Origin of the sequence: Chitinophaga sp. YR573 (assembly GCF_900110995.1) — a bacterium.
Classification (GTDB): Bacteria; Bacteroidota; Bacteroidia; order Chitinophagales; family Chitinophagaceae; genus Chitinophaga.
Genome location: NZ_FOJF01000001.1, coordinates 796,944 through 817,802 on the forward strand (window position 1 = coordinate 796,944; position 20,859 = coordinate 817,802).

Sequence of the window (20,859 nt, forward strand, 5' to 3'; positions counted from 1 at the left end):
ATATTTTTATTAATCATGTAATAAAAATAAAGAATTAAGCATAAAAAGAAAGATAGTTTTATCCTGAGAAGGCTAAAAAACTATCTATTTGTAATAAAAAATGCAGAATTGTTCCGTTGGTGGGTGGAAAATTGGGCTATTTGCAGTAAAAAATGGAATATATTGATATTTTATAATCTTTAATCTCTCTTTACCAGTACCTCAGTTATCTGGTTCAATTGTTTCACCTTTTCACTAAAATCACCTTTCAGTCTTTCCCGTATCATCTGTAACTTATCCAGCACCTCATTAATAGAGCCTGGTATAGCTTCCTGTAATACTTCTTTTAAACGCTTCGCAATGGTAGGAGATTTACCATTGGTAGAAATAGCTATTTTGAGATTGCCCTTCTGTACTACTGAACCTAAATAAAAATCACATAACTCCGGCGTATCAGCCACATTGATCAGTACCCGGCTGCCCTTCGCCTTTTCCCAGATATAGCCGTTCAGTTCCTTATCATTAGTGGCGGCAATGGCCAGGTCTTTACCCAGCATATCCCCACAGGAGAAAGGTTTTTGAACTAATGTCACATTGGGAGCGGTTTTGGCCAGCGTTACCAGTTCCGGCAGGAACCAGGTTGCCACTACTGTAACATTGGCGTCCAGGCAGTTGCTGAGGATAGCACTTACTTTTTCATGCCCGATATTACCCCCGCCAACTACCAGCACCTGCAGATGGTGTACCTTGAAAAATACCGGAAACAGATTATTCTCTTCCATATGGGTACATTTATAACAAAAAGTTACTCAATATCAGCAGATAAAAGCATCCCACTTTCAGGGGGTAGTGAGTGATTTTTATGTGATGGTGCTTCGCACCATCACATAAAAATTGAAGGGATTTTGCCCTGCACCCAAAAACTTATACGGCTATTTTAAATTCGGCAGCCAGCTTCTCCTTCACAGACTGAAACGCTTCATGGAAACGCACCACCTCTCCCACAACAATGATAGCGGGATTGCGGAGGTCTCCCCTGCTGGCGATCGCTGCCAGTTCTCCCACAGTACCTACACCCACTTTCTGGTTAGGTAATGTACCATTCTGGATAATGGCAGCAGGGGTATTACCTTTTCCCTGCGCGATATATGCGGAAGATATCTCTTCCAGCTTACTCATTCCCATTAATATCACAACCGTCGTTTTCACCTGGATAGCATGGTCCAGGTCTCTTGCCAGGTTGCCGTTCTGCGTGGTACCGGTCAGTACCCAGAATCCCTCACTCACATTACGCGCTGTCACTGGAATCCCGTTAAAAGCCGGTACCGATATCGCACTGCTGATACCGGGAATTACTTCTGTATCTATATTAAACTGCTGGGCAAAAGACAGTTCTTCCTGCCCACGGCCAAACACAAAAGAATCTCCTCCTTTCAGGCGTACCACATTGCCATAGGTCAATGCGTACTTCACAATCATGCGATTAATCTCATCCTGAGAGTACACATGCATACCGGCACGTTTACCAACAAAACGCTTTAAGCAGTTGCTTGGTGCATGCTCCAGCAGTTCATTGTTAGACAGTGCGTCGTACAGAATTACCCTGGCCTGTTGTATGGCTTTCAGCCCTTTTACAGTGATCAGCTCAGGATCACCAGGACCTGCGCCTACCAGTGTTAATTTTGGATGTATATTTTGCATAATGTACTCTTTTAAAGATTAAGACGCAGACACTTCAGCGCTTGGCTGCTGCCTGAGGGCGTGTGCCTGCTGATAAAAGTCTGCTGCCTGTTTGTGATATGCTTTCGCAAAACTTTCTGAAGGTTCGTGCTGATTGATTTGTAACACCAGCTCTTTAAAACCTCCGTCGATTGGCCATTTGCCAGTTTCTACGAAATATTTGTCAAAGTCATTGATGATGCCGGTCTGTGTATTACAGCTTACGCCTTCTCCTAACAGTAATGCCTTCGCTGTTTGTACAAAAGTAGAGTAAGAATGATAGATACTGTCTGCGAACTGATTGCTTTCCAAAGCTACAACAGATGACTGCAGCTTTTCTTCCCCTTCAAATAACAGGGTAGCTACCAGGTCTATTACCACGCTTGCGCACTCACCTACACCGATAGCAGTAGCGAACTTGTCGCCCTGTCCCCAGTCGATGAAATCATCGTTCTGCAGGGTAGTCAGGTCTGTCAGTGGTTTCAGCAGGTCGTAGAAGTATCTCTCTCCCTGACGGTCGTAGTAATCATTATACTTTTCGCTTTCCTGTCCATTGGCTTCATAGTCATTCAGCAGGGAGCGCAGTACATCCGGGCCACGTTTACTTGGCACCTTGATCACTTTGTCCGCTACACGGCCAATACCATCACCTACAATACCACCACCCAGCAATACCTGCAGGGCTGGTAATACTTTACCACCACTCTTCACGGAACTGCCATGGAAGCCAATAGAGGCAATACCATGCTGACCGCAGGAGTTCATACAACCACTTATCTTGATCTTAATATCTTTATTATATACCAGGTCAGGGAACTCTTCCTGAATCACCAGTTCCAGTGCAGTAGCAATACCAGTGCTGCTGGAAATAGCCAGGTTACAGGTATCAGTACCAGGACAGGCAGTGATATCGGCGATACTGTCAAAGCCGGGTTCAGCAAAACCTGCTGTTTCCAGTACACTGAACACATAAGGCAGGTGAGCAGGTAATATGTATTTCAACAGTAAACCCTGGTTGGCTGTTACACGTACATCGTTGCCGATGGCTGGTCTCAGTGCTTCAATGATCTGACGGGAAATAACGGAACTGATGTTACCCAGTGGTACACGCACATAAGCGGCATAATAATCTGCCTGCTTCTGACGGAAAGCATTGGTAGCCTTCCATGTTTCGTATTTCTTTGGATCTTTAATAGTGTAAGACGGTAATACTGCATCTGCTGCAGGTAATGCCGGTTCTTCCCACACATCAGCGTCTACATGGAAAGTCTTCACTTTGTTGGCAAGGCGTTCTTCCTCTACCAGTCTGGTGAATTCTTCAAACCCGATTTTCTGGATCAGGAACTTCATACGTGCTTTATGACGGCTGGCTCTTTCACCATTTCTGTCAAACACACGCAACACAGTTTCTATGTATGGGATCAGCTGATCTGCTTCCAGGAATTCGTAAGCAACGTGAGCCAGGTAAGGCTGTGCGCCAAGGCCACCACCTATCATCACTTTAAAGCCACGTACCTGCTGTCCGTTGATTTCACGGATCTTAGGTATTACACCTATATCGTGCATGAAAGCCCATGCTGTATCTGCATCGCTGCTGGAGAAAGACATCTTGAACTTACGGCCCATGTCCTGGCATACAGGGTTACGCAGGAAATAGCGGAACGCTGCATCAGCATAAGGTGTAATGTCAAATGGTTCAGCAGGATCTATACCCGCTTTATCAGAAGCGGTAATATTCCTTACGGTGTTACCGCAGGCTTCACGTATGGTAATATCGTCAAGATCTAATTTGGCCCACAGTTCGGGTGTCCTTTCCAGGCTCACGAAGTGGATCTGAATGTCCTGACGGGTGGTCAGATGCAGGTTACCGGTAGAATATTCGTCAGAAACGTCAGACATACGTTTCCACTGCTCCAGTGTCATTTTACCGTAGGGCAGTTTAATGCGTATCATTTGAACTCCCGGTTGTCTCTGTCCGTAAATACCTCTTGCGAGACGCAGACTACGGAATTTCTCTTCCGGTATCTGTCCTTCACGGAATAATCGGATCTTTTTCTCCAGTTCTATTATGTCCTTCTCTACAACCGGATTTTCCAGTTCTGTTCTGAAGCTTTGCATATCAATTATTTTCTTGGGTGGTGGTAAATTATCTTCCTTATTAAGCCTATATAAAGCACAAAGCCCCCGTAAGAACGGAGGCTTTGTATATCTTGTTTGATTTTTGATTGATCATCAGTTGGTATACATCTACGCCTCCGCTCTTACCTTTGCGGTACAGCAACGGCACTCTAAACGCTCTATCATCAGATTACTATCCATATTTCCCATCGTTTTTGTAGACTATAACAAAGTTATAAATCTAAGTGAGATTTCCAAAGGAAATTTTCATAAAAAAAGGGGGTGAATATTAGAATTTATTTAAAAGTCTGGGGGATGCTTCCCGGATTTTTCTATTGTCATTGGAATGATAATGTAACTTTGCCGCGCAAAACAAACGAAAAGAGCACATGATCAATACGGTGATTTTTGATATGGATGGATTGTTGATTGACTCCGAACCCCTGTGGGGACAAGCGATGCGGGAAGTGTTCGCTACGGTTGGAGTGGAATTGTCAATGGAACAGGCTAGTCATACTACCGGCTTACGCACGGCAGAAGTGGTGGATTACTGGCATAATTTCTTCAAATGGGAAGGAAAAGGTTCAGAGCAGGTGACTTCAGAGATTATTGACAGCGTTACTGCCAAAATCGTGGCAGAAGGTGAGATGATGGAAGGGCTGGAATACATTCTCGATTATTTCGAACAGAAGAAATTCAAAATAGGACTGGCTTCCTCCTCTCCTATGCGGCTGATCCTGGCTGCGGTGAATCATTTCGGTATCAAAGACCGTTTCCAGGTAATCTCTTCAGCAGAGTTTGAATCACATGGCAAGCCGCATCCGGCTGTTTACCTGTCCTGCGCTAAGGAACTGGGTAGCAGGCCCCTGCAATGTATCGCTTTCGAGGATTCCGTTACCGGCATGACAGCCGCCAAAGCTGCCCGTATGAAGGTAGTGGTGGTGCCGGAGCCGCACAACCGCAGTAACAAACGTTATGCCCTGGCAGATGTACAATTAAGCTCTTTAACCGAGTTTAACGACGGGATTTTAGCTAAACTATAAAAATATCAACATATCATAAAACCCGGGCCGGGGTAAGTTTAAACTTACTCCGGCCCGGGTTTTTATATATCAGTATACGATGGGTTAAGTGGTACAAAGGCTTCCCTGCTCTTACCTTACCGGGTTCTAACATATCTTTATCCGGCTTCTGATAAATCCTCTTAAATTTATTTATTGCATTAATAAACCAATTATGAGGTATATATAAAGCATACTTCTAGAAATATGTCTTATATATGCTTCATATATGGCTTATATATGGGTTATATATGGATTATATCTCTGATCACAAGCCTGTTAAGGCTTTTCAGGGACTCTTCTGAAATAGGCCATCGGTGATGGACATATGGATCCTTCTCTCTTTAATTATCTATAAATCAATTATCTATACAAAAAAGCTCCGTCAGGAGCCCCATGTTTGTAACAAACACGGGGCTCCTGACGGAGCCTCATAAAATCTATGGATATGATAAAAAACAACAGGGGCCGTTCCTTTCGAAACAGCCCCTGTATTATTTCAACCTAAAAAAGTTATTACGCTTTTTTCTCTTCTTCACCACCTTCAGACTGCTTCAGTTTCTCTCTCAGTTCAGCTAAAGCACCCAGATCACCTAAAGTAGCTTTTTCTACTTTACTCTGAATGGTTTTAACTGCTTTGCGAGTGTTATCAGCATCTGCTCTCTTTTCTTTCGCAACTACAGCTTTCTCTTCGTTCTTCACTTGTTCCCAAACTCTTGTATGAGAAACCAGGATACGTTTTTCGCTACGATCGAATTCAATGATCATGAATTCTTTCACATCTTCAACGCTGATGGCTTTATCATCTTCAGTGCGCAGGTGACGGGCAGGAGCGTAAGCTTCCAGACCATATTGTAACTGAACGGTAGCACCCTTGTCATCTTTCTTCACTACAGTACCTTCATGGATAGAACCAATCGGGAAGATAGTTTCAAAAGTGTTCCATGGATCTTCTTCAATTTGTTTGTGGCCCAGGCTCAGTTTACGGTTATCCTTGTCAATACCTAAGATAACTACTTCGATTTCGCTACCTACTTTAGTGTACTCACTTGGGTGATTGAAACGTTTGATCCAGCTCAGGTCAGAGATATGGATCATACCACCGATACCAGTTTCCAGCTCAACGAATACGCCATAAGGAGTAATGTTCTTCACAATACCTTTGTGACGGCTTTCCAGCGGGAATTTAGTTTCGATAGTAGCCCAAGGATCTTCTGTCAGTTGCTTGATAGACAGGCTCATTTTACGCTCGTCTTTGCTCAGGGTAACTACCACTGCTTCGTACTCTTCTCCTAATTTGAAGAATTCCTTAGCATTGATTGGTGTAGAAGCCCAGGAGATTTCAGATACGTGTACCAGTCCTTCTACACCAGGCAGAATTTCCAGGAATGCACCATAATCTTCAATGTTCACTACTTTACCTTTCACGCGCGCACCTTCTGTGATGTTAGCTGGTAAGGTATCCCAAGGATGGGGAGTGAGTTGTTTGTAACCAAGGCTGATACGTTTTTTCTCGTCGTCGAAGTCCAGTACAACCACATTGATCTTCTGATCCATCTGCAGTACTTCGCTTGGGTGAGAAATACGACCCCAGCTGATGTCGGTGATGTACAGCAAGCCGTCCAGACCACCCAGATCGATGAATGCACCGAAGTCTGTGATATTTTTGATAGTACCTTCCAATACCTGGCCTTTTTCCAGTTTGGAGATAATATCCACTCTTTGTTGTTCGATATCGCTTTCGATGAGCGCTTTGTGGGAAACAACTGCATTTCTGATGGCTTCGTTAACCTTAACCACTTTGAATTCCATTGTTTTACCAACAAACTGATCGTAATCAGTAACAGGTTTAACGTCGATCTGTGAACCTGGTAAGAATGTTTCCATACCATAAACGTCCACGATCAGGCCGCCCTTAGTTTTGCTGGTAACAGTACCAGTAACAACTTCGCCTGTTTTGTACACTTCAACGATTTTTTCCCATGCACGCTGTTGACGAGCTTGTTTACGGCTCAGGTGCAGGTTACCATCCCTGTCTTCTTTTTCTACAACCAGTACTTCTACTTCATCTCCTACTTTCAGGCCCTGCAGATCGCGGAACTCATTCAGAGAGATAAGACCATCTGATTTGAAACCAATGTTGATCACAACGTCCGTTTTGGTTAAACCAACCACGGTACCAGTGAGCAAACCGTTTTCTTCGATCACTTTGAAAGTGCTGTCGTAAGTCTGGTCATACTTAACTTTCTCTTCCTGGCTATAAGAAGATACGTTACGTTTGTCCACGCTCCAGTCAAAATCATCGTGAGCGGTCTGTACTGCAACAGGTGCATTTTTTGTCGCTGTTTCTGCCTGGGCACTAACTGCCACCGGAGCCTGCTGTTCAGCGTTTTGTTCGTTAATAATGTTGTTTTCTTCCAAAATTTTGTTATTACTTTTTGATAAAATATCCCCCGGAGATTAAGCCGGAAGTTTTAATTGGACGGCAAAGATACTGAATAATCATAAAAAAACCACCAAAATCCTGGTCGTCGCCGCTTGTAAAAATGTAGGCTAAATAGGTTTAGGAATGCAGATTTTGTACTAATTTTCAAGTATGAACGGAACGTCTTTCAGATCTGATATTCGCTACTGGCTGAGACAAGGAAACACAATTAACCATTTACTTTTCTGGAACATTGTTGTTTTCCTCCTGCTGGGAGTAGTGCATGTTGCGGGATGGATATCTCCCGCTGCGGGTTTTATACCCACCTTTTTATATGAGCAGCTGTCCCTGCATTCGGCATTACCTGCTTTTATTGTGAAACCCTGGGGGTTATTTACTTATATGTTCACCCATGTTGCCATCTTTCACATCTTCTTCAACATGTTGAACCTCTATTGGTTCGGTAACCTCTTCCGGTCATTCCTCGGTAATCACCGTGTACTGCCCCTCTATCTGCTGGGCGGTATCACAGGCGGACTGGTATTCCTCTTAGTCTACAATCTAGCTTACCCCAGCCTCGATGGTACCCTCATAGGTGCTTCTGCGTCTGTAATATGTTTACTGGTGGCCTGCGCTACCAAGATCCCCAATTACGAGATAGGCTTACTCTTCCTGGGTTCCATCCGCTTAAAGTGGCTGGCTCTGGCCATTGTAGTACTGGATGCTATTGCCATCCCTGATGGTAACACCGGCGGTATCGCTGCTCACCTGGGTGGTGCATTGATGGGTTTTGTATACGTGAAGCTCCTGGACAATGGTACCGATATCTGTCAGCCTTTAATATGGCTGTTCAACAGACGGGTACGTGTAGAAGCTACCGGCAAGCGTAAACGCATGTTCAAACCCAAGAAATCCCCGCTGAAAGTGGTGAAGAACGGACCGGAAGAAAACAGGCAGCTTCGCCTGGACCAGCTCCTGGACAAAATCAACGACAAAGGCTTCGAAAGCCTGAGCCCTGATGAAAAAGCCTGGTTAAAGAGAATGAGCCAGGAATAACTGGCCATCAAAATATGTAACTTCGCCTTCAGATGAAAACATTCAACGTCCCTGTTATATATCGCAGTCCGCTGATCACGGCTATCAAGAACAGCCGCAAGCAACTGGACCGCATGAAGAAGGATTTTACACCTACCGTGCTGGATTTCGGCCCGCTTAAAGTATTACTGGCCCGTCACTTCGGCTTCTGCTTCGGTGTGGAAAATGCTATAGAAATAGCTTTCAGGACCTTAGACGAGAACCCGGATAAAAGGATCTTCCTCCTCAGTGAAATGATTCACAATCCGCACGTCAATAACGACCTGCTGGCAAGAGGTGTACAGTTCATTATGGACACAGCTGGCAAACAGCTGGTCCCCTGGGAATCACTCAACCCGGATGATATCGTGATCATCCCCGCCTTCGGTACCACACTGGAAATAGAAGCAAAACTAACCTCACTGGGCATTGCCCCCCTTCAATATAATACCACCTGCCCTTTCGTGGAAAGGGTATGGAACAAGGCAGAACAGATCGGACAACAATCCTACACCGTCATTGTCCACGGTAAACCTGGTCATGAAGAAACCAGGGCTACCTTCTCCCATAGTACCAGCAGTACACCCACTATAGTGGTAAAAGACATGGCAGAAGCTACACTACTGGCTACATTCATCACAGGAGAAAAACCGGCAGCAGCGTTCTACGAACTCTTCAAAGGACAATATTCCCCCGGGTTTGACGTGGCAAAAGACTTACAACGTGTAGGTGTGGTAAACCAGACGACCATGCTGGCGACAGAAACCCAGGCCATTGCAGATTACATCCGCAATGTAATGATGGACCGCTACGCATTAACTGCCGCCACCGCAGGTGAACGTTTCGCAGATGCAAGAGATACCCTCTGCTATGCTACTAACGACAATCAGAGCGCTGTAACCGGCCTGCTTCAGGAAGAGGCAGACCTGGCCATTGTAGTAGGTGGTTATAACAGCTCCAACACTTCTCACCTGGTAGAACTCTGTGAAGAGAAGCTGCCTACCTTTTTCATCTCCTCAGATGAGAAGCTTGTATCTGCTGATGAAATAGAACACTGGGATTTTCACCACAAACAGGAATTACACAGCTTTACCTTTCTGCCTAAAAAAGAACAGGTAACTATTATGCTCACAAGCGGGGCTTCCTGCCCGGATGCATTAGTAGAAGCAGTTATACGGAAACTACTCTCCTTCTACGGACTGGAACATAAAATTGAAGAATTAGCGGCGAAATTCAAGTAGTCATAAAACACAAAAGACACCACGTGGTGTCTTTTGTCTTTGGGGCTAATCAATGCTAGTAATGCAGAGAAAAAAATTTATATATTGTAATAAGGTAGAATCTGATCCAAAAGTACTTTTTACCTTTTCAGCCAACAACCAACAATTATTATCTGGTGGTCAATTTCCTGTAAGTGGCATAAAACACATTAAATCTGGTTAGAACTGCATGGCCTTTTTCAGGAAATCTGCCTTACGTCTTCTCGAAACTTCTACCTGCGTTCCATCACTCATGAGTGCAAACCCACCTTCTCCCTGTATATAAGATTGCATCTGCTGAAGGTTAATAAGATGAGAGTTATGTACACGGAAAAAATCCACATCTGTAAGCAATTCTTCAAACTCTTTTAACGGACGGGATACCATCAGGTTTTTCTTATCCGTAAAAAATATCCGGGTATAGTTACCCGTAGATTCACACCGTACAATATTCTGTACGGGCATAAATACCAATCCGTTAATAGTAGGCAGTGCAATCTTCTTATGTGTCTGATGCAGCGTTTTCATGTTCTGCAGGAATACTTCAATAGGAGAATGCTGTGCTTCACTGGCCGGCCCGTTACGCCTGCTGGTACATTTCTGAATAGCATCCTGCAGCTCTTTTACACTAAAAGGTTTCAACAGGTAATCCAGTGCATTGAACTTGATCGCTTTTAAAGCATACTGTTCATAAGCAGTAGTGAATATCACGTCGAAATTGATCTTATCAAACAGTTTCAATAATTCAAAACCATTCTGATGAGGCATTTCAACATCCAGGAATACTACATCCGGCTGTAATTCGGAGATCATATCCCTTGCGTCTTTTACACTGTTCACGCTTCCTACCACAGTTACTTCCGGGCATTTCTTTTGCAGCATTGTATGAAGGGCTTCAATACAGTGCTGCTCGTCATCAACGATGATGGCTCTTATTTCGCTCATGCTCTTAATGTGTATTAAAAAATAAATTCTACCGGTAAGACGAGTCTGACCTCTGTGCCGGTGGCTGTTCCGGCTTCGTCTTCCAGGTCTGTAATGTTTACGTTTGCTTCTTTTGTATTATTGATCTTTCTGATCAGATCTATCCTGCCTTCCGTTACCTTCATGCCCATCGAACGGTGCGTTTGTCCCTTTTTTTCTTTTATTTCTACAGCTTTCTTCCTTCCTATTCCATTATCTGTAACAATGCAGGTCAATACACGTCCTTTCAGCGATACGTTTATTTCCAGTAGTCCTTTACCTGATTTATGTACCAGCCCATGCCATATAGCGTTTTCAACATAGGGTTGTATAATCATGGGCGGGATCATTGCCTCTTCTTCATTAATCTCTTCTGATACAGTGATCTCGTAATCAAAAATATTATTACAACGTAATTTTTCAAGATCAAGATACAAACGTAACGATTCCAGCTCTTTATTCAGAGAAATAAAGGTGTACTGCGTATTATCCAGAATCATACGCATTAACCGGGAGAATTTGGTAAGGTAGTCTGATGCCTCTTCCTGGTTATTGCTCCAGATAAAACGATGTATGGAACTGAGTGAGTTAAATATAAAATGTGGGTTCATCTGCGCACGTAATGAGCGCAGTTCCAGTTGTAAGGTACGTTTCTTGGTTTCCAGGTCTCTGTGGCGGATATAAAAGAAGCCACCTACTGTAAGCATCAATAAAAATCCTGCTAAGGAAATGATATATACGACATTACGTTTGGTACGCAGTTCACCCAGTTGTTTATCATGCTCCAGTAGTTTGATCTGGTTGTCTTTCCGGTCTACTTCATAAATGGCTTGTGTCTGCGCCAATGCCTGGGCAGAGGTTTCATCCAGCAGACTGTCTTTGTACAATAACGACTTATCCATTGCTTCCAGAGACTTTTCAAACTCTCCGTTGGCCTTATAATCTGCTGCCAATGCTTTATAGGCATCTTTCAGCATCAGTTTAAACCGCCATAACTGACTCAGATTAATAGAGGCCTGGATATTTTTACGTGCTTCCTCATGTTTACCCTGCAGGCTCCATAACTTCCCAATGCTCAGGTAACTTTCTGCCTCATGCACTTTATCATCCACTTTACTATTCACTGCCAGCGCTTTATGCAGGTATTCCAATGCACTGGCATAGTCTTTCTTTTCCTTATAGGCATCTCCCAGTGCATTATAACAGATGGCCAGGCCCATACTGTTATTCAGTACCTGATTAACGGCCAGTGACTTCTTATAATATTCTATGGCCAGGTCCAGTTTACCCAGTCCCTGGTAGGCATACCCTATATTTCCAAGGTTGATAGCTGCACCCAGACTATTCTTATTCTCACGTTCCAGCAGTAAGGCCTTATTGAAATGGGCAATGGCATCATCATACTTTTCGGAAGACAGCTGAATATTGCCTATACTGTTGATAGCCACACAGATATTACGCACATCATTGACCTTTTCCGCCAGTTGTAATGCACGGAAATGGTATCCGAATGCCTTCTCCAGCTTTTCCTGCCGCCGGTAATCCACCCCTGTATTATTCAGGGCAATGGCCAGCATCAGGTCGTCTTTGGCCTCTTCGGCATATTTAACGGCCTTTTCATGATATTCTGAAGCCAGGATATATTCTGATTTATTTCTTTTGGAGATGCCCAGTTCATTGTACACACTGAACAGGCCACGGAAATACCGGAGATGCTGGGAAGTAGCGATTGCTTCCTGGAAGAAGGGGTTTTCTGCTTTATGTTTATCAAAGTAATGGCTCATGGCCTTTCCTTTGTCTATCAGCCAGTTTACCTTGTTGGTATCACCGGGCAATAGTCTGGCAGAATCCAGTGTATGGAAAACAAGGATAGAATCCTGTCCGTATATGTCCCCTTTTGTTAACGAGAGCAGGATAAGTAATAAGTAACAGCCTTTAAGCATGCATCAGCAAGGTATAAGCACAAGTTAGTTAAAAAAGCGAAAGGGCGAAAGAATTCGCCCCTTCTTCCTATTAACCGAATACACCTACTGAAAATATGGACAAGTACAGGCGAACCCGCCTTACCCACATTAAGTTTAAATATTACTAGCCACAACGCTATATATTAAGTGTCGAATGTTCTTACGGTTAATAGCAGGTCTCCGGATACAGCTATGATAAGACCTCAAAGATCCTAACAAGACGTCTCTTGACCACTTCTGGAAATATATATGATGATTTTGAAAGTGCTTATAGGCAGTATTCAAAAAAATACGGTAACAATAAAATGCAGGAAATTCTGGAGGATGTGGAAAATTATCAGGGTTTCTCACCCGCAATAAAACCGGGAGTGAGACAAATTTAATAAAGGTTTCTCTAATATTAAAATAAAATCAAAAAGATTGTTCTATTATCGGGCCTTTTTTTAGTTAAGATTGCACCATTATCGCATCCTCAACCCATTGCATCACTAATCTGAGTTGTTCGTCCGGGTTTAACTGACTGTTATCCAATATAATAGCATCTTCTGCCTTGCGGAGTGGGCTAATCTCTCTATTGGTATCGATATAATCGCGTAATTCCAGATTCTCTTTTATCTCGTGCAGGGTGATGTTTTTGTTCTTAGCGTACAGTTCTTTGAATCTGCGTTCCACACGGATGGCAGTATCTGCCGTCATGAATATTTTCAGTTCTGCATGTGGGAATACGGTGGTCCCGATATCACGTCCGTCCATCACGATACCACGCTGCTCTCCCATCTGCTGTTGCTGTGCCACGGCAAATTCCCGTACTTCTTTCACGGCTGCCACTTCACTTACCTTTTCGGCTACCAGCATTTCGCGGATCATATTCTCTACATTCTCTCCGTTCAGGTTCATTTCCGATGAGTTGGTGATCGGGTTATACACAAACTCCAGGGAAATATTATCCAGGGCTTCGTTCACCTCATCCGTATTGTTCCAGTCCACACGGTTCTGTATGAAATACAGCGTGATAGCACGATACATGGCTCCGCTGTCTATATACACATAGTCCAGTTCTCCTGCCAGTTGTTTGGCCAGTGTGCTTTTCCCACAGGAAGAGTAACCATCTATTGTGATAATAACTTTTTTCAAAACCAGGTAATTAAATGAACAAGGGTAAGAATTGACGGTGTAAAGTTAAAGGAAAAATGGAAAAATCAGCAACTATACGGTTAGGAATTATGTTAAAGTGGGTAGTGACTCAGTTTGAATGTTATTTGCCAGATGTTGTTGGGCATAAATACACTGCATCTGACTGTTTAGCTCTCTGATTTAGCTTTGGAATATGGGTTCAGGATTTGTTTTCAATTTAACTTCACCTGATATTCACGTCAGATAAGGTGTATTTATGCCCAATAACATCTGGCGCGAAGATTACGTAATCAAACTGAGGCACTACCTTAAAGTGGATTAGCTGTTGATATGATATACCAGTAAGTACCGTCCGATTGTACTGTAGCGCTTTCACCATTGGTGAGGTTAAAACCGGTGTTACTGTCATCCCCGTCAAAACTGCTTCCACTGGCATTTACAACTACATCCGAAGCGCCTTTGGCCAGTTTTATGATAAATATTCTGCCTGTGCGGCCGGTGGCCGCTGGTAGCGTAATGTTAACTGCTCCACTGGTTCCACTTCTTATCACAGTATAATCATCATCCGTGACGCTGCTGGCATCTGTTACTACCCTTATGGGGAGTGTTTGTGTGGCAGCCCCCAATCTTTTTTTCCATACTTTCCCCTGGTCTACCAACAATACTGTGTCTTTTGTATCATCCACCTGAATATGCGGTAAGTACAGATCCTGTGCAATAGTAGTCCCTGTTGCACTTCCGATAGAAACCGATGTACCATATATTTCAGTAACATCTCCACTGATCAGCTGTATAGGCTGAGATGTGTTCGTAATAATATTCACAGCGCCGGTGGTGGATGTCATCCCGTTATTGAGGATAAAAGAACCATTGGCAATCACTGCGCTGTTGAATACTTTGCTGCCTGCGAATGTCTGGGCACCCGTACTCATAAACCCGTTTGTGGTAGCGGTAGCGTTGGGAATATTGAGTGTATGATTACCTGCTGTGGAAGTAATTCCGTAGGTGCCTGCCACGTTAGTAGTTTTTAACAACTGTGTGGAGACGGTTTGCCCGTTGAGGGATGTGATGGTATTTCCTTCCGGTAACAGTTTTACCCATGCGTTATTGGCATGTACATACAGGCTTTTATTTGGTATAAAGTAGATGATCATCCCATCAGGTGAATTTTTAAGTGTGGTCAGTGTCGTGTCTGAAATCCTGGGTAATAATAATCCCTGCGATTTGCTGTCCAGCTCAAGTAAAGCTGACTTTTGTATAGCACCAGGATTATCCCCTAGTTTCAACTGGGCATGCGTAAGCGTGGATATAAACAGTAACAGGATGAATACTGTATACAGTTTCAGTTGTACTTTCATAGGTCAGGTCTCTTAGGTATAGGTATAGTATATAACTCGGCTCGTTATAAAGTTAACAGGAAAAGGGGGGAATTGGGGAGAGAGAAATGGAGAATAGAGGGCTTGTACTCAAATTAATAAAAAAACATCTATGTTTTTAACATTTTCAGGGTGGGAAAGCGTTTTCAGGAGTAATGAGATTGTAAGAAATTGAATAAAAAACCAACTCCGGAAAAATCCTTATAATCATTTTATAAGGACTTTTCCGGAGTAAATTAAGCTGAATATATTGGCAATAAATACGTCGTTTCTTGCGGAGTTTTTTTTGATAAACTTTTATATACCTCCTATGATATACCAAACAGAACCATCTGATTGAATAGTATAAGCTTTTCCTGCAGTGGTAGCTGTAGTGAATGTAGCTGCCCCGTCTATATTAGTACCACCTCCATTTATGGTAACCGCTCCTGTTGCACTCACACGCTTTATCACAAATATCCTTCCTGCACGAGTGGTAGCAGCAGGCAAAGTTATAGTTGCAGCACCGGAATTTGTTTTAACTACCGTATAGTCATCATCAGTTACAGTATAACTTGCCGTTATAGTTGTTATAGCCATTGATATTCCTCCAACTATGCTAAGCTTAGCTACCGGTGTACTGGTACCAATTCCTACATATCCTCCATTCTGCAGGAACAACCTGTAATCTGCCACATTTGATTCTACGAAATTCAACCCTGTACCCAACAGATTCCAGTGCCACTTCATAGTACCAGTAGAGTCCTGGAAGGCCAGTACATCAACACCATTGGCTTTTATCACAACCGGATGACCATTAAAGGCAGTTGCTCCGTTAAAGAGAGAGACAGTTTTAGCTGCGTAAAGACCTGTTCCTTTTGTACCACGGAAGAGTTCATTATTATTATACTTCAGTACCATTGGCTGATCAACAGTAGTACCTAAGAAACTGGCAGCAGTTGTATTACTGTTACCTGTAAACAACCAGTTAGAAGCACTTGTTTCAGCTTCAGGTCCCCAGGTGCTACTGGTCGCATCCCATCTCAATATATAGTTATCAGTAGGAGCAACACTAGATACCCTTCTACCCTGCAACGCACTGGCATTCCAGATAGCCAGTGAGCTATCTGCATAGAGTGTACCCGCAGTCGTTAGTTTTATTGAATTATCCAGTGTCACTTCCTGTGCTACTCCTGAACTGGCTGTATATCTTCCTAATAATTTCTGTGTGGTCACATTCTGGATCTTGGCATAAGTAACCCCCTGATCAGGAATATCCGCCGTTACCATTGCACGGAAAGTTGGTGTACCAGCGGCACCGTTAGGTGCTGCAAAGAGCGTATTGGCAGTCTGTGATGCCAATGTTGTAGCAATAGTACCGTTAGCGGTAAGCGGTGAACCTGTAACAGTAAAGATGGAAGGCATTGTTAAACCTACAGAAGTTAAACCATCATCCACCGCAGGCGCCCATGTAGAACCATTCCATTTTAATCCCTGCCCACTTGTTGGTGCAGTAGGCGATAATGATCTTCCTAAAAGTTTACTTGCATTCCAGATAGCTAAAGAACTATCTGCATACAAGATCCCGGCTGTTGTTAATTTTATGGAATTATCCAGGGATACTTCCTGTACACTGCCTGTACTCGCTGTATATCTTCCTAATAATTTCTGTGTGGTTACGTCCTGTATTTTAGCATACGTCACTGCTTTTGCAGCAATTGTATTCGAACTGCTTGCACCGGTAACATCTCCTGCTAAAGTAACAGATGGTGCTGCATAAGTAAGACTTGTACCATTGCTTGTCAGCACGGTTCCTGACGCACCAACTGCACTTAATGCCGTACCACCCTGTGCGATAGGTACAATACCAGTAATATTAGTGAAAGGTAATGAAGGAATATCCGCTGCTGCCAATGCTCTAAATGAAGGCGTACCTGCTGCCCCATTAGGCGCTGCAAATACAGTATTGGCAGTCTGTGATGCTAATGTTGTTGCAATAGTACCGTTAGCTGTTAATGGTGAATTGGTAACAGTAAAGATGGAAGGCATTGTTAAACCTACAGATGTTAAAGTACCTGAGTTATCATCCGCAGCAGGCGCCCATGTACTACCATTCCATTTCAATATCTGTCCGGAAGTTGGTGCGGTGGGTGATAATGATCTTCCTAACAATTTACTTGCATTCCAGATAGCTAAAGAACTATCTGCATACAAGATCCCTGCTGTTGTTAATTTCAAAGAATTATCCAGGGATACTTCCTGCACGCTACCTGTACTAGCTGTATATCTTCCTAATATTTTCTGTGTAGTTACGTCCTGTATTTTAGCATACGTCACTGCTTTTGCAGCAATTGTATTCGCTCCACTTGCACCGGTAACATCTCCCGCTAAAATAACAGATGGTGCTACATAAGAAAGATTCGTTCCATCACTTGTCAGCACAGTTCCTGCTGCACCTACAGTAGTCAATCCTGTTCCACCCTGTGTAGTTGGTACAGTACCAGTGATATTACTGAAAGGCAATGCTGGAATATCTGCTGCGGCCAATGCACGGAAAGCAGGCGTACCTGCTGCGCCGTTAGGTGCTGCAAATACGGTATTCGCTGTTTGCGATTGCAGTGTTGCTGCTATAGTACCATTTGCTGTTAACGGTGAATTTGTAACAGTAAAAATAGATGGCAATGTTAAACCTATGGAAGACAAACTTCCGGTATTATCATCTGCCGCAGGCGCCCATGTAGCACCATTCCATTTTAATATTTGTCCGCTTGTTGGTGCTGTAGGAGACAATGATCTTCCTAACAACTTACTCGCATTCCAGATAGCTAAAGAACTATCTGCATACAAGATCCCTGCTGTAGTTAATTTCAAAGAATTATCCAGGGATACTTCCTGCACATTGCCTGAACCCGCTGTATATCTTCCTAATATTGTCTGTGTAGTTACATCCTGTATTTTAGCATATGTCACTGCTTTTGCAGCAATTGTATTCGAACTGCTTGCACCGGTAACATCTCCTGCTAAAGTAACAGATGGTGCTGCATAAGTAAGACTTGTGCCATTACTTGTCAGCACAGTTCCTGCTGCACCTACAGCATTTAATGCTGTACCACCCTGTGCGATAGGTACAATACCCGTGATCTTGGTGAAAGGTAATGAAGGAAGATCTGCTGCTACCAATGCCCTGAATGAAGGTGTACCTGCGGCTCCGTTAGGTGCAGCAAATACAGTATTAGCTGTTTGTGATGTCAGGGTTGCTGCAATAGTACCATTAGCTGTAAGCGGTGAACCCGTAACCGTAAAAAGAGAAGGTAGTGTTAACCCTACAGAGGTGAGACCATCATCTGCAGCAGGCGCCCATGTAGTGCCATTCCATTTTAATGCTTGTCCGGTAGTTGCACCTGCCTGTGCCATTTTGGCCCCGGTTACCGCACCTGCCGCTATGACAGGGCTGGGATATGTTCCTGTAAGATCACCACTGGCAGCACCTGTTGGAGGTAAGCCGGTCAGCTGTTTCTTCCACACTTTACCATTGTCAATCAGCAACACACTATCTTTTGTATTATCTATTGCAAGACCAGTCAGGTAGAAGTCCTGATTAGCTGTTACAATTCCATTGAATGTTTTTGCACCGGCAAAACTCTGCGAGCCCATACCCATAAAACCGCTGTAAGTATTAGTGGCATCCGGCAGATTTATAAAGTGATTACCTGCTGTAGTAGTAATGGATACTGGTGCAGCATTACTGGTAGTGGTAATCGTTTGTACAGGAACAGTAGATCCGTTCATGGACGTAATCGCCTGCCCTTCCGGAATCAGTTTTTGCCAGGCACCGTTTGCACGGATACATAAACTGTTGTTCAGGGTAAGGAAAATGATCATCCCATCAGGTGATGCTTTGATAGTCGCCAGCGTCGTATCTGAAATACGTGGCAATAACAAACCCTGAGATTTACTTTCCAGTTCAAGCAAAGCAGATTTTTGAATAGTACTGGGATTATCTCCCAGCTTTAACTGTTGTGCATGCAATACTGTAGATGACGAGAATAAAAACAATGCAATTAATCGAACGTAACATTTTGTCTTCATAAATATAACTTGGTTAGCTAGGACGGCATAAATACAAACTGAAGAAGAGTACAGGTGGCAAGGCCTATGCTCTTCTTCAGCTTATTAAATGTCCCTTTCTAATTTTTTAAAAATTGTCATCATAGATATCAATGGTCTATTACAATTACTTTACATACATATGCCTGTTTCTTGGAATCCTTATACGTTAATACCAGGAAGTAAGTGCCTGCCGGCATATCTGTTATCTGTACTTGTCCGCTCTTCACAACTACCTGTGAACGCACTACCTGTCCCCATGTATCGATCATCTGTAATACCAATGGTACCTTGATACCCTTAATATCTACCTTAAACTGACCAAAGTTCGGGTTCGGATAAACAACTACTTTTATCAGTGGTGGTACTTCTCTTACATCTGTGTACAGGTATTTGCCTGATATAGAAACTACCTTAATGCGATAGTAAGTCCATCCATCATAGCTGTTAGGATCTTCATAGAAATAATCCAGACGGGTAGTACTGTTTCCTCCCGGCGCTTTTGTTGGTACGGTAGCAATTTTCGTGAATGACGTTTCATTATCATACATCCGCTCTATCTCAAATACTGCATTGTTGGTTTCGCGGGATGTAGTCCATACCAGGTCTGCCAGTGACTCACTTACGCGATAAGCATTAAAGTGTATGATATCAGCAGGCAGATAATAAGCGATGGAAGCAAACTTGGTCAGATATGCATTCATACCCAGGTCGGCAAAGGTACGGGCGTGCATAGTAGCACCGGCGAGTGTCCCCTGGGAAACAAGTGTACCTGGCCCCATATTATCATTCACACCTGTACGTCTTTCCCAGTTACTACTTATAAACTGACTGATATAACTGCTGTCCCTGTTGGTCACATAATCCACTCCTTCCTCTGTATCCATATGCTGCAGGGTCACTGTAACAGCACCCTGACCAGGGTTTTCCTGCCCTACATTCCATGTTTTATATACTACGCTGTCATTAATGGTATAACCGGATACCGCGTACTGATAAACACTGTCAAATACTCTTGCTTTAAAATCATCTGCGGTACCACCATATACAACACCTGCGGGAGCATAGTTGGTAGCAGTAGTCCCTACAGGAAATACGACAGGTCCTGCTGAAGTTGTTAATTTCGAGCGGTATAAAAATCCTCCTGAAGTACCGGTACCAGTAACTACAAAACGGGTCTGGTTATAACCGGTAATGTTACCCGGGTTATTTTGCCCTACTACCAGGTTCCATCCGTTCAGGAAAATATTACCATTGGTGAATTTGAGGGTGTCCCTTACTTTCAGGTCATTGAGATCTGCCAGCAGTATACCATTCGGGTTGCTTACTTCCAGGTTGGGAAAACTGGCGCCTGATTTGGATGCCACGTTATAACCACCGGCAACGGTTTGCTGACCGGTAATACCGGCAAAGCGGAAGGTACCACCGATACCGTCCACACCTGTAGCACTTTCATCTTTCAGTAAAGCAGTGAATCCATTGGTCCACTGTTTACCCATAAAATATAGAATGGAAGCAGGATTTGAGCCTAATAGTCCGTCGTTGGAAACGTCACCAAAAAATGCTACATTACCATAACTCCATACGTTCCCGCCAGCAGGAATATAAGCCGCCTGCTGAGCGAAAGTATTCGTGAAAAAAATAAGGAAACATAATAAGAGTATATTTCTTTTCATGTAATTATTATGTTTTAACCATATT

The 20,859-nt window shown here is 43.4% G+C and carries 13 protein-coding genes; 3 read left to right on the forward strand and 10 right to left on the reverse strand.

Translation table 11 applies throughout. From position 1 onward, the window contains the following. Positions 1 to 179 precede the first annotated feature (179 nt). From BMW86_RS03470 to BMW86_RS03480, 3 genes are all read right to left on the reverse strand, one after another. Positions 180 to 761, reverse strand: a complete 582-nt coding sequence (locus BMW86_RS03470; protein ID WP_089778998.1) for a precorrin-2 dehydrogenase/sirohydrochlorin ferrochelatase family protein — start codon at positions 759 to 761, stop codon at positions 180 to 182. Between the two features lie 142 nt (positions 762 to 903). Next, entirely contained in the window at positions 904 to 1,680 is a 777-nt protein-coding gene (cobA, locus tag BMW86_RS03475; RefSeq protein WP_089779000.1) for a uroporphyrinogen-III C-methyltransferase, read from the reverse strand. A gap of 18 nt (positions 1,681 to 1,698) precedes the next feature. Then, positions 1,699 to 3,816 (reverse strand): HEPN domain-containing protein, encoded by a 2,118-nt coding sequence (locus BMW86_RS03480; RefSeq protein WP_089779002.1) that lies wholly within the window; start codon positions 3,814 to 3,816, stop codon positions 1,699 to 1,701. A gap of 389 nt (positions 3,817 to 4,205) precedes the next feature. On the opposite strand from BMW86_RS03480, the gene hxpB reads away from it, so the two are divergent. Then, positions 4,206 to 4,859, forward strand: coding sequence for a hexitol phosphatase HxpB (gene hxpB, locus BMW86_RS03485; RefSeq protein ID WP_089779004.1), 654 nt, complete (start codon positions 4,206 to 4,208; stop codon positions 4,857 to 4,859). A gap of 534 nt (positions 4,860 to 5,393) precedes the next feature. Here the strand turns inward: hxpB and rpsA are convergent. Continuing rightward, on the reverse strand, positions 5,394 to 7,298 hold the full coding sequence (gene rpsA, locus BMW86_RS03490) for a 30S ribosomal protein S1 (protein WP_089779006.1): 1,905 nt from the start codon (positions 7,296 to 7,298) through the stop codon (positions 5,394 to 5,396). A 175-nt stretch (positions 7,299 to 7,473) separates the two neighbouring features. Between rpsA and BMW86_RS03495 the strand changes: the two genes are divergently transcribed. After that, positions 7,474 to 8,358 (forward strand): rhomboid family intramembrane serine protease, encoded by an 885-nt coding sequence (locus tag BMW86_RS03495; protein ID WP_089779008.1) that lies wholly within the window; start codon positions 7,474 to 7,476, stop codon positions 8,356 to 8,358. Between the two features lie 32 nt (positions 8,359 to 8,390). Next, a complete protein-coding gene (locus BMW86_RS03500; RefSeq protein ID WP_089779010.1) occupies positions 8,391 to 9,617 on the forward strand; it encodes a 4-hydroxy-3-methylbut-2-enyl diphosphate reductase in 1,227 nt (408 codons plus the stop codon). Between the two features lie 198 nt (positions 9,618 to 9,815). Here BMW86_RS03500 and BMW86_RS03505 read toward each other — a convergent pair whose 3' ends face one another. The 6 genes from BMW86_RS03505 to BMW86_RS03530 all read right to left on the reverse strand — a co-directional run bounded on the left by BMW86_RS03505 (position 9,816) and on the right by BMW86_RS03530 (position 20,834). Next, on the reverse strand, positions 9,816 to 10,580 hold the full coding sequence (locus BMW86_RS03505; RefSeq protein ID WP_089779012.1) for a LytR/AlgR family response regulator transcription factor: 765 nt from the start codon (positions 10,578 to 10,580) through the stop codon (positions 9,816 to 9,818). Positions 10,581 to 10,594: 14 nt separating this feature from the next. Continuing rightward, positions 10,595 to 12,541 carry a tetratricopeptide repeat-containing sensor histidine kinase gene (locus BMW86_RS03510; RefSeq protein ID WP_089779015.1) on the reverse strand — a complete coding sequence of 649 codons (1,947 nt, stop codon included), beginning with the start codon at positions 12,539 to 12,541 and terminating at the stop codon, positions 10,595 to 10,597. Positions 12,542 to 13,009: 468 nt separating this feature from the next. Next, entirely contained in the window at positions 13,010 to 13,696 is a 687-nt protein-coding gene (gene cmk / locus BMW86_RS03515; RefSeq protein WP_089779017.1) for a (d)CMP kinase, read from the reverse strand. 308 nt (positions 13,697 to 14,004) lie between these two features. Continuing rightward, entirely contained in the window at positions 14,005 to 15,054 is a 1,050-nt protein-coding gene (locus tag BMW86_RS03520) for a hypothetical protein (RefSeq protein ID WP_089779019.1), read from the reverse strand. Positions 15,055 to 15,369: 315 nt separating this feature from the next. Continuing rightward, entirely contained in the window at positions 15,370 to 19,140 is a 3,771-nt protein-coding gene (locus BMW86_RS03525; RefSeq protein ID WP_143056469.1) for a beta strand repeat-containing protein, read from the reverse strand. A gap of 128 nt (positions 19,141 to 19,268) precedes the next feature. Further along, positions 19,269 to 20,834, reverse strand: coding sequence for a T9SS type A sorting domain-containing protein (locus BMW86_RS03530; RefSeq protein WP_177189140.1), 1,566 nt, complete (start codon positions 20,832 to 20,834; stop codon positions 19,269 to 19,271). Positions 20,835 to 20,859 lie beyond the last annotated feature (25 nt).

Coding starts and splice junctions, on each gene's coding strand:
- BMW86_RS03480 (WP_089779002.1), bottom strand. CDS start 3,816: ATGCAAAGCTTCAGAACAGAACTGGAAAATCCGGTTGTAGAGAAGGAC.
- cobA (WP_089779000.1), bottom strand. CDS start 1,680: ATGCAAAATATACATCCAAAATTAACACTGGTAGGCGCAGGTCCTGGT.
- BMW86_RS03470 (WP_089778998.1), bottom strand. CDS start 761: ATGGAAGAGAATAATCTGTTTCCGGTATTTTTCAAGGTACACCATCTG.
- BMW86_RS03495 (WP_089779008.1), top strand. CDS start 7,474: ATGAACGGAACGTCTTTCAGATCTGATATTCGCTACTGGCTGAGACAA.
- BMW86_RS03530 (WP_177189140.1), bottom strand. CDS start 20,834: ATGAAAAGAAATATACTCTTATTATGTTTCCTTATTTTTTTCACGAAT.
- BMW86_RS03510 (WP_089779015.1), bottom strand. CDS start 12,541: ATGCTTAAAGGCTGTTACTTATTACTTATCCTGCTCTCGTTAACAAAA.
- BMW86_RS03505 (WP_089779012.1), bottom strand. CDS start 10,580: ATGAGCGAAATAAGAGCCATCATCGTTGATGACGAGCAGCACTGTATT.
- BMW86_RS03525 (WP_143056469.1), bottom strand. CDS start 19,140: ATGAAGACAAAATGTTACGTTCGATTAATTGCATTGTTTTTATTCTCG.
- BMW86_RS03500 (WP_089779010.1), top strand. CDS start 8,391: ATGAAAACATTCAACGTCCCTGTTATATATCGCAGTCCGCTGATCACG.
- BMW86_RS03520 (WP_089779019.1), bottom strand. CDS start 15,054: ATGAAAGTACAACTGAAACTGTATACAGTATTCATCCTGTTACTGTTT.
- hxpB (WP_089779004.1), top strand. CDS start 4,206: ATGATCAATACGGTGATTTTTGATATGGATGGATTGTTGATTGACTCC.